Source organism: Polaribacter sp. L3A8, assembly GCF_009796785.1.
Taxonomy (GTDB): Bacteria; Bacteroidota; Bacteroidia; order Flavobacteriales; family Flavobacteriaceae; genus Polaribacter.
The window spans coordinates 3,377,031-3,393,530 of the sequence record NZ_CP047026.1 but is presented as its reverse complement, the minus strand read 5'-3'; the positions used below and the strand labels follow the sequence as shown (position 1 = coordinate 3,393,530).

At 30.3% G+C, this 16,500-nt stretch carries 11 protein-coding genes; 9 read left to right on the top strand and 2 right to left on the bottom strand.

Annotated features, from left to right (window positions below; genetic code table 11):
* Positions 1–36 precede the first annotated feature (36 nt).
* On the top strand, positions 37–2,304 hold the full coding sequence (locus GQR92_RS13930; protein ID WP_158840558.1) for an inorganic phosphate transporter: 2,268 nt from the start codon (positions 37–39) through the stop codon (positions 2,302–2,304).
* Positions 2,305–2,576: 272 nt separating this feature from the next.
* On the opposite strand, the gene GQR92_RS13925 is transcribed toward GQR92_RS13930, so the two are convergent.
* Positions 2,577–4,778, bottom strand: a complete 2,202-nt coding sequence (locus GQR92_RS13925) for a patatin-like phospholipase family protein (protein WP_158840556.1) — start codon at positions 4,776–4,778, stop codon at positions 2,577–2,579.
* On the bottom strand, positions 4,775–6,571 hold the full coding sequence (uvrC, locus tag GQR92_RS13920) for an excinuclease ABC subunit UvrC (protein WP_158840554.1): 1,797 nt from the start codon (positions 6,569–6,571) through the stop codon (positions 4,775–4,777). The genes GQR92_RS13925 and uvrC overlap by 4 nt, the downstream gene beginning before the upstream one ends.
* Positions 6,572–6,731: 160 nt before the next feature.
* Between uvrC and GQR92_RS13915 the strand changes: the two genes are divergently transcribed.
* The 8 genes from GQR92_RS13915 (at position 6,732) to GQR92_RS17835 (ending at position 16,474) form a co-directional block, all read left to right on the top strand.
* A complete protein-coding gene (locus GQR92_RS13915) occupies positions 6,732–7,244 on the top strand; it encodes a hypothetical protein (protein ID WP_158840552.1) in 513 nt (170 codons plus the stop codon).
* 1,476 nt (positions 7,245–8,720) lie between these two features.
* The gene (locus GQR92_RS13910) at positions 8,721–9,536 is read left to right on the top strand and encodes a sensor histidine kinase (protein WP_158840550.1); all 816 of its coding nucleotides are present in this window, start codon (positions 8,721–8,723) and stop codon (positions 9,534–9,536) included.
* Positions 9,520–10,203, top strand: a complete 684-nt coding sequence (locus tag GQR92_RS13905) for a response regulator transcription factor (RefSeq protein ID WP_158840548.1) — start codon at positions 9,520–9,522, stop codon at positions 10,201–10,203. Before GQR92_RS13910 ends, GQR92_RS13905 begins: the two co-directional genes overlap by 17 nt.
* A 148-nt stretch (positions 10,204–10,351) precedes the next feature.
* On the top strand, positions 10,352–10,918 hold the full coding sequence (locus GQR92_RS13900; protein ID WP_158840546.1) for a phage tail protein: 567 nt from the start codon (positions 10,352–10,354) through the stop codon (positions 10,916–10,918).
* Positions 10,919–10,995: 77 nt separating this feature from the next.
* Positions 10,996–11,562, top strand: a complete 567-nt coding sequence (locus tag GQR92_RS13895; RefSeq protein WP_158840544.1) for a phage tail protein — start codon at positions 10,996–10,998, stop codon at positions 11,560–11,562.
* Between the two features lie 64 nt (positions 11,563–11,626).
* On the top strand, positions 11,627–12,724 hold the full coding sequence (locus tag GQR92_RS13890; RefSeq protein ID WP_158840542.1) for an ABC transporter substrate-binding protein: 1,098 nt from the start codon (positions 11,627–11,629) through the stop codon (positions 12,722–12,724).
* Between the two features lie 127 nt (positions 12,725–12,851).
* Entirely contained in the window at positions 12,852–16,280 is a 3,429-nt protein-coding gene (locus GQR92_RS13885) for a T9SS type A sorting domain-containing protein (RefSeq protein ID WP_158840540.1), read from the top strand.
* Positions 16,281–16,306: 26 nt separating this feature from the next.
* Complete coding sequence (locus GQR92_RS17835; protein WP_199269143.1) at positions 16,307–16,474, top strand: hypothetical protein; 168 nt, start codon at positions 16,307–16,309, stop codon at positions 16,472–16,474.
* The last annotated feature ends 26 nt before the right edge of the window (positions 16,475–16,500 follow it).

Here is a 16,500-nt window from a genome sequence, read left to right as displayed (position 1 = left end):
TAAATTTGCAGACACAAAAAAAATTAAATAAACAACATGGGAGATCCATATATTTTAATGTTAGTTGCTTTAGCTATTTTAGCTATTGTAGATTTAGTAATAGGTGTTAGTAACGATGCTGTTAATTTCTTAAATTCAGCAATAGGTTCAAAAGCATTATCTGTTAGAAATATAATGATTATTGCTAGCTTAGGTGTGTTTTTTGGAGCCGTTACTTCTAGTGGAATGATGGAAGTTGCACGTAAAGGAATTTTTAACCCTAATATGTTTATGTTTCAAGACATTATGTTCATTTTTATGGCCGTAATGATTACAGATATTCTATTACTAGATATCTTTAATACCCTTGGTATGCCAACCTCAACTACCGTTTCTATTGTATTTGAATTATTAGGAGCCGCGGTTTGTATTTCATTAATTAAAATATCTGCAAATGAAGCGCAATCATTCTCTGATATTTGGAAATACATTAACCATGAAACAGCTTTAGAAATTATTAGTGGAATTTTATTATCCGTTGTAGTTGCCTTTTCTGTTGGAGCAATTGTTCAGTTTGTTTCTAGACTAATTTATACCTTTAACTTTAATAAAAGAGCTACCTATATTAGCGCTTTGTTTGGTGGGTTTGCTATTACAGCAATCACTTACTTTATTATTATAAAAGGAATGAAAGGAACTCCTTTTTATAGTGATGTAAAACATTTAATTGAAGGAAACACCATATTAATTATAGCAGGTAGTTTTCTTATTTGGTCTGTTATCTCTCAAGTTTTAATAAAATTCTTTAACGTTAATATTTTAAAGTTAATTATAGGTATTGGTACTTTTTCGTTAGCAATGGCGTTTTCTGGAAACGATTTGGTAAACTTTGTAGGTGTACCAATTGCTGCTTTAAATTCTTATCAAGAATTTATGAAAGCAAAAATATTAGTTCCTGAATTAACTGCGGATGCTTTTTCTATGGGAATTTTAGCTAAGAAAGTACCATCTAATGTTTGGTTATTATTAGCAGCTGGAGGAATTATGGTAGTTACCTTATGGACTTCTAGTAAGGCACAGAATGTAATAAAAACTGGTATCGATTTATCTAGACAAGGAGAAGGACATGAAAAATTTCAGCCAAACCCATTATCTAGAGTTGTTGTTAGATTTGCAATGTTTTTAAATACAGGAATCAGCATGGTGGTACCTAAAAAAGCATTGACTTTTATTGATGCTAAATTTCAGAAACCGGTTATAGAGTTACCAAAAGACAAAACGTATGAGTTACCTGCGTTTGATATGGTTAGAGCCTCTGTAAACTTAATTGTTGCAGGTATTTTAATATCTATTGCAACATCAATGAAATTACCTTTATCTACTACTTACGTAACTTTTATGGTTGCAATGGGAACATCTTTAGCAGATAGAGCTTGGGGACGTGAAAGCGCTGTGTATAGAGTTGCAGGTGTAATAAATGTTGTTGGAGGATGGTTCTTAACAGCAATTATAGCATTTTTAGCGGCAGCCTTAGTTGCTTATTTAATAAGTTGGGACATGATTATGATTCCTATTTTATTAGCAGTTGTTGCCTTCTTAATAGGTAGAAACACGTTAAACCATAGAAAAAAATCTAAAGAAGTTAAAAAACAAGAGTTTATAGAAAGAGCAGAATTAATTACAATTAACGGAGTCATTGAAGAAAGTGCAGATCATATCTCTGAGGTTGTAAACCGTGTAAATAAATTATATACAAATGTTGTAAATGATTTAACTAACCACGATTTAAATAAACTACGTAAAACAGACAAACACGTTGCTAAACTTAATGATGAAATTGATGGTTTAAAAGACGGTGTTTTCTACTTTATTAAATCTTTAGACGAAACTTCTGTACAAGCAAGTAGATTCTATATTATGGTATTGGGTTATTTACAAGATGTAGCACAATCTATTAGTTATATTTCTAGAGCAAGTTATAAGCACGTAAATAATAATCATAAAAATTTAAAGAAAGCACAAATAACTGATCTAAAAGAAATTAGCGCTCAATTATCTACTTTATTAACCAAAGAAGCTACAATCTTCGAAAAAAGAGATTTAGATAATCTTAATGGGCTTTTAATAGAAAAAACGGAGTTGTTAAAGAATGTATCATCATCTATAGAAAAGCAAGTTGCAAGAATTAGAACAGATGAAACAAGTCCTAAAAACACAACATTATACTTTAGTATTCTTTTAGAAACAAAAGATTTAATTAAAGCATTAATGAATTTATTAGAAACTTACGAAGAGTTTCATTTAAGTACAAAACAAGTAAAATAAAGACACTATTTTACTTACTAGCCCTGTTAAGCTTTAAAACTTAACAGGGCTTTTTTTTTGATAAAAACAGTATCATTTTACAACATCAATTAAAAATACTTTGTAACACTTACTTTAAGTTGTTTTAAGGACTTATTATATTTAAAATAAGAAGTGATACATTTAAACTAACCACCACTTAAAACTCTAATAATTCATAAAAAAACACCTTTATAACATATAATAATTTAATAAGCTTTTATTACATCAATAGAATTAATCTTTACATTTTTTTAAAACCAAAAACCTAAGTTAAACAACCAATAACTGTCTTTATTATCTGGAGACCAACTGTATTTTATTTCTAACGGGCCTATAAAAGTATCATAACTGTAGCCTAAAGCATAACCAGATTTAACATCTCTAAAAAGATCTATATTTCTAAAAACATTATCCTCTAATCGTCCATAATTAGCAATAAAAGACACATAATGTTTGTCTACAAATGAGTATCTAAAATTAAACTCAGACTTTAAAAAAGTATTGTCAGACAGTTCTGCAAAATCATATCCATAGAAAGAAACAAAGGTATTAATGTAGTTTTTGTTATAACCTCCTAAATAAAAATCAAAAATATCAGAATTGGTGTCATTTAGAGTAAAACCAGCTTCACTTGTTACTTGTAAGGTAAGTTTATCCCAAAAAGTAGTTGCAAACCCTAAGGTTCCTTTTGTTTGTGCAAAAAGTGTAAAATCTTCATTATAATCTGATGAAGCCATATACCACTTAAAGTTTAAATCTGCTAAATAACCTGTGGTAGGAAAATACTTTTTATCATACGTATCTAATTTTAGATACCCAAAACTATTTAAATAATGACTCGCATCAAAAATAGTTTCTTGGTTACTGGCAGAAGCAATTGTTTCTGTGGTTGCTTTTACATACTTATGCTCTAAACCTAAACCTACAGCAAACCTTCTATTAAAAGTAGTTTGTAGAAAAAATTGATTGGTTATATCTGTATATTTTAAATTAATACTACTCACATCAGGAAACTGAGAAGTAATTGGGTTAAACTTAGAATTAGATCTAAAGTGATTGTATCTAGATCTAAGACCATAACTAATATAGAACCCATTATCAACAAAATAATCTAAGTTATATCTTAAATTATCTCCTAAAATCATATCAACGGAAAATAAATCATTCTCTAATAATAAATGTTTTTGATTGTAATTTACCAATACTCCAGATTTATATAAAAAATCATAATGAACCCCTAGTTTTAAATTAGCATTTTCATCAGATTCATTTAAATGTAATTTTAAACTATAGCTATTATCATCCTTTTTACTTAGTTTGTATGCTATTCTTTCATAATTTTTTGTTGATGATAAAAAGTAAATTCTTTTTGTAATTTCTTTTCTAGACAGACTATCTCCTTCTTTTATTTTTATTTTACCTAAAACAAAAGCCCTTGTATAATATTTGGATCCAGTTAAATCTATATCAGTAATTCTAAATTTCTGATCATCAAAATTTAATTTTTTAAGCTTTTTTTTATAGGTTTGTTTTAAGGCTAATTCTTCAAAAACTTTACTAAATTTTACTCCTTCTTCTATCCCTTTTTGTAAAATCTCTTCTTTTTTATCAAAACTAACAACATTGTAATCCTTTATATCTGGATGTATGTACACATCTAGTTTTTCTTTTTCTGCGTCAGATTTACCATACATTTTATAACTAACAATCTGGTTCATAATAGCTACCACGGAGTTTAAATTTTCTTTTTCGTACAGCTTACCCTCTACATCTACGCCTATTACAACATCTACCCCCTTAGATTTCATAACACTTACAGGAAAATTATTTGCAATTCCACCATCTACCAGTAATTTATCTCCCAAAACCACAGGGTTTAATAATGTTGGAAAAGAACCACTAGCTCTTAAGGCTAAAGGCAAAGAACCTTTTTCTAATAAAACACCGTTTCCGTTTTCTACATCTGTTGCAATACAAAAAAAAGGAATTTGAAATTTTTTAAAATCAGAAATACCTTCTACAGAAGCTAATAATTCCATTAAAAAATTGAGTACATTTTGCCCTTTAGAAACCGCTCTAGGCAACCCTATTTTTCCTTTATGAACAGGAAGGGTAAATACTGTTTTCTCTCCAAATTCTTTTTCAAAAAAAGGTTCAGAATTTCTGGGTATTTTATCTTGTAATAACGAAACAAAATCGGTTTCTAAAACAATCTGTTCTATTTGATCTGCAGAATATCCTATTGCATATAAGCCACCTATAATTGCGCCCATACTTGTGCCTCCAATATAATCTATCTGTAAACCAGCTTTGTCTATTTCTTTTAAAACACCAATGTGAGCAAAGCCTTTTGCACCTCCTCCGCTTAAAACTAACCCAACTTTTGGTTGTTTTTCTTGGCTATAAAAACTAACCGAAAACAGCACAATAAATAGTACTAATAATTTTTTCATTTTTTTTGAAGCTCAAAAAATTGATATACTTTTATAGCTCTAGCATTTCCTATAACTTCTTTTAATTCGTCTAAAGAAGCTTCTTTAACACGTTTAGCCGACTTAAATTTACGTAATAAAGTTGTAATTGTTTGCTTACCAACATCAGGAATTTGTTCTAACTCAGATTTAATGGCACTTTTACTACGCTTATTTCTGTGAAACGTAATTCCGAATCTATGTGCTTCGTTTCTTAAATACTGCGTAATCTTTAACGTTTCCGATTTTTTATCAAGATATAAAGGAATTGGATCTCCTGGATAATAAATTTCTTCTAAACGTTTTGCAATACCTATTATTGCTATTTTACCCCGCAAGCCTAGAGCCTCTAACGCTTTTAAACCAGAAGATAATTGTCCTTTTCCACCATCAACAATTATTAATTGTGGTAAAGGCTGCTCTTCTTCTAACAAACGTTTATATCTTCTATAGACAACCTCTTCCATAGATGCAAAATCATCTGGTCCGTCAACTGTTTTAATATTATAATGTCTGTAATCTTTTTTACTTGGTTTTCCGTCTTTAAAAACAACACAAGCTGCCACAGGGTTTGTACCCTGGATGTTAGAATTATCGAAACATTCTATATGACGTGGCTCTACATGCAAACGTAAATCTTTTTTCATTTGCGCCATAATTCTTTTTACATGCCTGTCTGGATCTACAATTTGTACTTGCTTAAATTGCTCTTGTCTGTAATATTTTGCATTTCTTTCAGACAATTCTACAATGCGCTTTTTATCTCCTAATTTAGGAATCGTAACCTTTACAATGCCTCCCAAATCTACTTTAAAAGGAACATAAATTTCTGGAGATTGAGAGTCGAATCGTTGCCTAATTTCAACAATAAAAAGCTCTAATAATTCTTTATCTGTTTCTTCTAATTTTTTCTTAATTTCTGTAGTATGAGACTGAATAATAGATCCGTTAGAAATCTTTAAAAAGTTAGCGTATCCATGCGTTTCATCAGAAATAATAGAAAAAACATCTACATTATTTATAGACGGATTTATAATGGTACTTTTAGATTGATAATTGCTTAATAAGTGTAACTTTTCTTTAATTTTCTGCGCCTCTTCAAACTCCATTTTTGCTGCAAAGTCAAACATCATTTGGTTAAACTTATCTAAGCTTTCTTTAAAATTACCTTTTATTATATTTCTAATTTCTGCAATAGAATTACTGTAATGACTTTCTGTTTCTAAGCCTTCACAAGCACCTTTACAATTTTTTAAATGATATTCTAAACAGACTTTAAATTTTCCTTCATTTACATTCTGATGACTTAAATCGTACTTACACGTTCTTAGCGGGTATAACTCTTTTATTAAATCTAATAAAATTCGCACCGTTTTTATAGAAGTATAAGGACCAAAATATTCTGATCCATCTTTTATAACTCTACGTGTCATAAAAACTCTAGGAAAACGTTCTTTTTTAATACAAAGCCAAGGATACGATTTATCATCCTTTAGTAAAACATTGTAACGTGGTTTGTATTTTTTAATTAAATTATTTTCTAATAATAAAGCATCTGTTTCTGTATTAACCACAATATGCTTAATGCTAACAATTTTTTTTACTAAAACTCTGGTTTTACCATTTTCATGATGCTTATTAAAATAAGAGCTTACTCTTTTCTTTAAATTTTTAGCTTTACCTACATAAATAATTACATCTTCTTTATCAAAATATTGATAAACTCCGGGTTCATTTGGTAAGGTTTTAATTTGAAGTTCTAAAGGTGTAGGCATTGCACGAAATTACGGATTTTTAAACCAATATATAATAGAATTATAGCATAACAACACCTACTTTTAGTTTATATTATGGTTTCCCCTACTATTATATTTATTTTTACATAACTTTATGGCCTAACTAAATATAATTTTAACCAAACTTAAATTTTGCCTTATGTGTAATTGTAACGAAAACTTAGAAAACTTAAAAGAAAGTGTAGACTTAACTGTAAAAAACAACAAAAACACCAACATTACTTTTAACATTAATATTAATGGTACTAAAAAAAAGACTCCAGTACCAACACCTTCTAAGGTAAACACCATTTCTTTAGACGAAGCCAAAAAATGGGCAGAAAATTGGAGAAACTTAGAATCTGACTACAACAAATACCATAAATGTCGTGCTTTTAACATCCCAAAAATAGATTTACAAGAAGTTCTTGCGGAAGACGGAGTAGAAAGTATACGCGCATATATTGGTGTAAAAGAATCTACAAACAGTAAAGGTGAAAAGGAATATGAAGAAAAATTAATGATTGTAGGCGTAGATGAAAACGGAAAAGATATGTTGCCTAGTGCTACTAAGGGAAATACTTTAGCTGCAGAAAGTGCAGATGATAGTGGTATTTTCGATTTTACAGACCCTTGTCCTTCTGCTTGCGACGGTGACAGCCCTCTAAATTAAAGAACTAAATGCCTCTATTTAAAATTATTATATATTTAGGCTATTTAGTTTTAGCCATTAATACATTTTTATTTTTTAAAAGCTATCGACAAAAATCGATAGCTTTTAAAATTATACCTTTTTACCTATTGTTTTGTTTAATAATACAATTAAACGCAACTTATTTAAGCGCTCATAATATACCCAACCTTTATTTATCGCATTATTATTTTGTAGGGCAATTTCTCTTTCTGAGTTTTTTTTATAAAGAAATTTTAAAGTCTCAAATAAAAAAAAGAGTTGTTAATTTTTTTTTAAGCACGATTCCTATTGTTATTATTATTCTATACATAATAAATCCTTTAAACTATTTTAAATTTAACTTAATAGAAGTAATCTTAACATCACTACCCATTGTATTATTCTCTATTTTTTATTTTTCTGAAAATCTAAATTCTTCAAAAAAATTTATTTATTTAAATTGTGGCGTTTTTATTTATCTAATTTCTAGTACTTTTTTATTTTCTGTTGGTAATATTGTTAACTTGTCATTATCTTCTTTTAAAAAATATGTTTGGATTTTAAATGCCATACTCTATTTAGTTTACCAAATCTTAATCTTTATAGAATGGTATAAAAATTTTAAATTAAAAAAAAACATAAAAAATAGTACTTTTATAAAACACGAATAGAAATTTATAAATACGAAGAACTAAATGACTTTTGATGAATTTCTTACAAATGGTGGCTATTTTTTTTTAGCTATAAACACCCTCTCATTTATAATAAGTTATACAAAAAAAGACAAAGCTTTAAAATACTTTATTATGTATCTAATACTTTGTTGTACAATTCAGTATTATTCCTCGTATTTATCTAATTTAAATGAACACAACCTTTTTTTAAGCCATTATTTTTTTATTGGTCAGTTTATTCTTTTAAGTCTTTTCTTTTCAACATTTTATAAACTTAAAAAATATAAGAACTTAAACAGGTTTTTAATAGTTGCTGTAGCATTATCATTAATCACCTATCTAATAAAAAAACCTAAGATCTACGTAAAATGGAGTGAATTAGAAATTGCCATTACTTCAATACCCTTAATTATATATAGTTTTTACTTTTTTATAAAAAAGATAGATTCCAATACAAACAAAAAATACATCTACTTTAATTCTGGTTTTTTTGTATACACACTTTGTAGCACATTAATCTTCACTTTAGGTAACATTGGTAGTAAAGAAGTAAAATTTTATGTTTGGTTATTTAATAGTATTTTATACTTGTTTTTTCAGATAGCTATTTTTGTAGAGTGGTATCAAAATTTTAGAAAACCTTTAAATTTTAAAAGCAACTTATAATGTAAATGTATTTAAAAGCCAAAATACGTATAAACCCCTGATTTTTAATTTGAGTTTTTTATTTCACAAAGCAACAACTACCTTTATATAAAAAATTATTCCGTAAATTCGTTTTTGACGTTTTTAAAACCTCTTAATGGAAGAATTTTTTGCTCAAGAAAATCAAGTGATAACAATAGTATTAATAGGTGTTTTAATGCTCCTTCTAATGGGGGTTGCTTTACTATTATTTTTTTTCTTCTCAAGAAAAAAAATAGTGGAGAAGGAATTAGAGAAAAAAAACCTAGAAGTTACACATCAAAAAGAAATTATACAATCTATTATTATAACGCAAGAAGAAGAACGCAAACGTATTGCACAAGATTTACATGATGATATTAGCTCTAAATTAAATGTAATTAACTTAAATGCCAACCTTTTAAAAGACGGAGAATTATCGCCAGAAGAATACCTAATTGTTAACAATGGCATCTTAGAAGCAACAGACAAAACCTTAGAAAGTGCCCGTAAGATTGCGCACAATTTATTACCACCTATTTTAGAAGAATTTGGTTTTAAAGATGCTGTAGAAGAACTTGCGGACTCCTTTAATAATAGTAGAAAAATTGATATTGAATACACTATAAACTACCCTAATAAATTTTTAAACCCACAAAACGAACTACACTTATTTAGAATTACCCAAGAGTTAATTAACAACTCTGTAAGGCACGGAAAAGCAAATAATAGTACCATACACATTTCTCAAAAAAACAATAAATTAATTTTTAGCTATACAGACAATGGTATTGGTTTTAATACTGATAACATAGATAATAAAAAAGGTCTTGGTATGAAAAACATAGAAAGTAGAATTTCTTTATTAAACGGACAGTATAGTATTGGTAGTGAAATAGGCAACGGTTTTAAAATTTTAATTGTAATATACCCTCAAGATGATGAAAAAAATTAATATTATAATTGCAGATGATGAAGAACTTTTTAGAAAAGGAATTCGTTTTTTATTAGAAAGAGAAGCGAATCTTACTATTTCTTTTGAAGCAGAAAATGGTAAAGAATTAATCGATTTTATATCTAATACAGAAGAAAAACCAGACATTATTTTAATGGATTTAAAAATGCCAGAAATAAATGGTGTAGAAGCTACTAAGATAATTCATAAAAAACATCCAGAAATTAAAATAATTGCTTTAACCAGTTTCGACGGAAAATCTTTTATTACCAATATGATAGATGTTGGCGCCTCTTCTTATCTACTTAAAAACACAAGCCCTAAAATGGTAGTTCACACCATTAATGAAGTAAGCGACAAAGGGTTTTATTATGATGAAAAGGTATTAAAGATTATTCATGAAAACATCATTTCATCGAGTGGAAAACGTATAAAAAGCGATTTAGATAAAAAGCTGCTTTCTAAAAGAGAAATTGATGTTTTAGAATTAATTTGCGATCAATACACCACCGCAGAAATTGCAGACAAACTTTTTATAAGTCCAAGAACCGTAGAAGGACACAGAAATAATTTACTTCTTAAAACACAATCTAAAAATGTAGCTGGCTTGGTTATTTATGGTATTCAAAAAAAATTAATAGAGATTACACCAGATTTTAACTTATAATTGCAATCGCCTTAACAAAAAGGGTATAAATATTTATAAAACAAGTATTTATACCCTTTTTTGTTTTCAGTACTTAGCGCTCTAAAATCTATTAATTAATACTTATAAATTTGGATAAACTAAATATTAACTACTTAAATTTATTATTATGGATCCATTTTTAGGACAAATTCAACCATTCGGATTTAATTTTGCACCAAGAGGTTGGGCAAAATGCGACGGACAATTATTACCTATTGCAAGTTACTCAGCACTTTTTTCTTTATTAGGAACCACTTTTGGGGGGGATGGTAGAACATCATTTGGACTTCCCGAATTAAGAGGAAGAAGTATTGTACATATTGGTAATGGGCCCGGATTAAGCACAATTGCTTGGGGAGAACGCGGTGGTCATGAATACATAACATTAAACCAAACAAACATGCCACAACACAGTCATGCTTTAGTTAACGGTGTTGCAAATGCTAGTCTTACTACGCTAGATGGCGGAACTGCAATTAACGAAACCGGAACCGCAGAAAATAAATTAGCCTCTGGTGGATCTCAATTAGAAATTTATATGGAGTCTGACGGAACTCAATCTGGAACATTAGATGTAAACATCTCTGGAACAACTACTGCTTCTGGTGGAAATCAAGCTTTTTATAATAGAAATCCATTTCTAGGAATTAATGTATGTATTGCTTTACAAGGCATTTTTCCTTCAAGAAGTTAAAAAATTAAACATTTCCGATACCAATTTAGATTTTATTGGATAAACACACTTAATATAAACAATTAAAAAATAAAATTATGGAGCCATTTGTAGGACAAATTCAACCATTCGGATTTAATTTTGCGCCAAGAGGTTGGGCTAAATGCGACGGACAAATATTAGCAATATCTTCTAACACAGCTTTATTTTCACTTTTAGGAACCACCTTTGGGGGTGATGGTAGAACAAGTTTTGGGTTACCAGATTTAAGAGGAAGAAGTATTGTACACATTGGTCATGGACCAGGATTAAGTACAATTGACTGGGGAGAAAGAGGTGGGTTAGAACAAATTGCTCTTAACCAATTAAACTTACCATCTCACAGTCATGCTTTAGTAAATGGAACTGTTAATGGAAGTATTGAAACACTAGATGGAGGAACTGCTATTAATGAAACTGGAGCATCTGAAAACAAACTTGCTTCTGGAGGTTCTCAACTAGAAATCTTTATGGAATCTGACGGAACTGCTTCTGGATTATTAGATGTAAACGTTTCTGGAACAACAAGTGCTGCTGGATCTAGTCAACCATTTGAATCTAGAAATCCTTTTCTAGGAATTAATGTGTGTATAGCTCAATTGGGTATTTATCCATCTAGAAGCTAATTATAATAACAAAAAAATGAAGGGAATTCTATAGAGTTCCCTTTTTTTATTTAAAATATACAATGTGAAAAACGTAGGAGTATTATTACCAATGTCTAAAGCATTCCCAAAAATGGGAAAAGAATTTTTAAACGGTCTAAAACTATCTTTAGGAAAAAATGTTAATATTAAAATAGAAGGTATTGGTTTGGGTACAGATTCTAAAGCAATAATTAATAGTTTACAAAAACTAGTAAATCAAGAAGATGTTCTAATAACAACAGGTTTATTAGGTCATTTTGATTTAAAAGAAATTCTAGAATTTGTTGAAGGAACTGAAGAACCATTAATTTATTCAGATCTGGGAGCCACAAAACCTATCTCTTTAGAAGATAAAAACTACGTTTGGTGTAATTCATTAGATCTTTATGGTTCTACATTAAAATTAGGAGAATATTTCTTAAAAAACAACCTTAACAACATTGGTTTATCTACATGCTACTATGATGCTGGTTACGGGTTTATAGAAGCGATGGAAAAAGCACTTTATAGTAATGGAAAAGGGCAATTTGCAGGACACTTTATTACCCCAATGGAACCTCGTAAAAATGAAGCTAAAATTATGAAGGAGTTTGCTCAAGAAGTTAAAGCTGATGCAATTTTTGCCTTTCATAATGGTATTTATGCACAAGAACATGCTACATTCTTAAAAGAAAACAAAATAAATAAAACAACACCTTTATATACTGGACCATTTACAATAGAAAATAAAATACTAGACCAATTCCCAGAAATATTTGAAGGAACACGCTGTTTAACAACTTGGTCTGAAATATTAAATTCAAAAGAAAATAAAAAATTTGTAAATGAATATAATGAGGCGTATGGTAAGTTACCTTCCGTATTTGCTCTATTAGGATATGAAAATGGACTTCTTATTAATGACTTTCTTGAAAAGAAAACCAACCCAGAAGAAGCTAAATTAATTGGACCACGAGGATCTCTAAAAGCTAGTTTTTCAACTAAACGTACTAGTTTCGAACACCATCTTTTAGAATTAAACTTTAAAAATAACGGGTACAAAAAAATTATAAAAGAAAAAATGGAGCAGTTTCAATATAAAATAGACTCTACAAAGAACAAACAAGTTGGTGGGTGGAATAATGCTTATTTATGCCATTAAAACCTGTAAAACAATAATTTGATTAATAAATAGGTATTTACCCCTGTTTTTGAGTCAAGTCAATTTCCTATTTTTGTTTTTATATAAAACACAAACTATAGCTTAATAAACTTTTAACCAAATAATTATGAAAAAACTACTACTTTTTTTAACACTTATAGGAATGCTTTACATTCCTAAATCTTTTGCACAACTTAAGGCAGGAGACATTGCTTTTATTGGTTTTCATACAGACGCAGATGATGGATTTACTTGGATTTCATTAACTGATATACCAGCTAACACAGAAATTTATTTCGGAGAAAATGGTTGGAACTCGAGTACCAATACATGGTACGTTAATGATGAAGGCCATATTAAATATACTGCTCCAGCTACAGGATTATCTTGTGGAACAATTGTAGAAATAAGAGAAATAGCACCCAATACTTTTAGTATTACAGCAGGAACAGGAACAATAGCACATTCATTAGGCTCTTTTAGCCTATCAAGTGGAGGTGATCAAATATTAGCTTACAGAGGAGGATCTGGAGCAAAACCTGCTTCACCTGTTTTTCTTGCTGGTGTTCATGGAGATTATATCCCTGCTTCTTTTGACGCATTAACAAAATGGGGAACTAATAATTCGAGTTATATAAATTCTGGATCTCACTCAATGCTCCCTTTAGGTCTTACAAATGGGGTAAACTGTATTTCACTATACCCAGGTACTCCAGAATTAGATAACAATCGTTATACAGGTACTCTAACAGGTACGTCTTCGGCATTATTAGCAGCTATTAACAATGCTTCTAACTGGACTGCAGGAAGTACTTCTCCAATAGGTATAAGCCCTATTAACTACCCATCCCCAAGCGTAACATGCGCTGTACCTTGTACGGAACCAGATGTTGCTTCAGTAACCTTTTCTCCAGCAACCGTCTGTGAAGGAAGTACTGCTACCTTAAACATAGCTGGCAATTTAAATGATGCTACACAATGGCATGTTTATACCGGCTCTTGTGGAGGAACTCTTGTAGGTACAACTACTGGTAACTCTATAAATGTTATACCAACTTCGCCAAGTACAACTTATTTTGTTAGAGGAGAAGGAGGCTGTACAACAACAGGCCCTTGCGGTACCGTTACAATTACCACTACAGCAGCAGACGATGCTTCTTTTAATTATGGTTCAACAACCTTTTGTACTAGCGATAGCGACCCTAGCCCAACAATTACAGGTCTAGCTGGTGGAGGTTTTTCTTCTACCGCAGGATTAAGTATAAATACTAGTACAGGACAAATAGATGTTTCAGCCTCTACTCCAGGAACTTATTCAGTAATCTATACTACTGCTGGTGCATGTCCTAATAGTTCTAATGTTTCTGTTACAATTAATGCTTTAGACAATCCAAGTTTTAATTATTCTGCCGCTTCGTATTGCGCAACTGGTGCAGACCCAACTCCAACAATTACTGGTGTAGTAGGTGGAACTTTTTCAAGTAGTGCAGGTTTATCAATTAATACTAGTTCTGGTGAGGTTGATCTTTCCGCTTCTACTCCAGGAAGCTATATTGTAACCTATACAACATCAGGAACATGCGCTAATAGCTCAAATGTTATACTAACTATAAATGCTGCAGACGATGCAAGTTTTAATTATACTGCTGCTGCATATTGTGCAAATGATGCAGACCCAACACCAACGATTACTGGTCTAGGAGGTGGAACTTTTTCTTCTACCACAGGGTTAAGTATAAATACTAGTACAGGAGAAATTGACCTTTCTGCTTCTACTCTAGGAAGCTATATTGTAACCTATACAACTACAGGGACGTGTCCGAATAGTTCTAATGTAAGTATTACCATAAATGCCATAGATGACGCTAGCTTTAGTTATTCTGCTACTAATTATATCAATAATGACACAGACCCAACACCAACTATTACTGGTGTTTCTGGTGGAAACTTTTCTTCTACTGCAGGCTTAAGTATAAATGCTAGTACAGGAGAAATTGACCTTTCTGCTTCAACGTTAGGTACATATAGTGTTACCTACCAAACTACAGGACCATGTGCTAATAGTGCATCTGCTTCAATTACCATACAATCAAGTGTGTATACTTGGACAGGGGCATTTAATAATGATTGGACTATTACAGTAAACTGGGATAGAAATGCTGTGCCTCCAGCAAATGCAGACATAATTATTCCTAGTGGTTTAGCCACCTACCCAACAGCAAGCAGCGCAGTTACATTTAACAGTTTAACAATTAACTCTGGTGCAACGTTTAAACCACAAAGTACTGTAACCGGTCCAGTAACTTTTAAAAGAAATATACCAACAACAAATTGGTATTTAGCATCTACACCTATTGCAAATGAAACATTAGAAAATATTATTGCAAATAATACGTTTGCAACCGGTACAGGTAGTAATATAGGAATTGGTAATTATCTTAATAATGGTATTACTCCATGGTTGTACGCAAATATAGCTAGTACAGGTGCTTATGTTCCTGGATTAGGTGTATCTGTAAAATTAGATGCTCCTGGAGAATTATCTTCTACCGGTAACTTAAATACTAGTAACATATTTTTCCCTGTATCAGCAACAGGTTCTAGAAATAAATTTAATTTAATTGGTAATCCTTTTACATCTTTTGTTAACTCAGAAACCTTTGCAACTACAAATACAAGTCTCCTTACAGAAAAAACAATTTGGTTATGGAATGGTACTGAATATAAATCATACAATGCTATAGACCCAATTGAAATTGCACCAGGACAAGGTTTCTTTGTAGAAGCTTCTACAAACGGAACAATAGCATTTTCTACTGCTAATAGAAGTCATCATGGTACAGATACTTTTATGAGACAAACTCCTAAAACATCTTTTGAATTGTTTATTGAAAATAACGATACAAAAAAATCCACTAAAGTTTTCTACCTAGCAGGTAAAACTACAGATTTTGACAATGGATACGACTCTAAAATGTTTAATGGTGTTGCTTCTAGTTTTGAAGTATTTACTCAATTAGTTTCTAATAATCAAGGAAAAAAACTAGCAATACAAACATTACCAGATGCTAATTATGATAGTATGGAGATTCCTGTAGGAATTAAAGCTGCAGCGGGTAAAGAGATTACTTTTTCTTTAAACGCATCTAACTTTAATGATGATTTAAAAATATTTTTAGAAGACAGACTTACAAATACCTTTACTCCTTTAAATGAAGCAAACAGCACTTATAAAGTTACTTTATCTAAAAATTTAGACGGAATTGGTCGTTTTTACATTCATACAACCAATAGCACTTTAAGTATAGATGGAACGGCAACTTTAGAAAATACAAGCATCTATAAATTAGATAATACTACTTTAAGAATCGCTGGTTTACCACAAGGTAATGCTAATATTAAGTTGTACAGTATGCTTGGTAAACAAGTAGTAAAAACTGCTTTTACTTCTAACGGAACTAAAGATATTGCCTTACCGCTATTAGCTAAAGGTGTTTACCTTGTAAAACTTGAAACAGAAAAAGGTAAGTTAAACAAAAAAATAATTTTAGAATAATAGCAATCATTTTAAAACTAAACATTATGAAAAAAAACATAAAAAATACAGAAGAAATTACTCGTAAACAAGCTATTAAAAAAATAGGAAATTATGGTAAATATGCAGCCTTAACTGCATTAGGAACCTATTTAATACTAAACCCACAGAAAGCGCAAGCAGCTTCTCCTGAGATTCCTGGATCAGGGTTTTAATAAAAACTCTGAAAAAATTAAAAAAG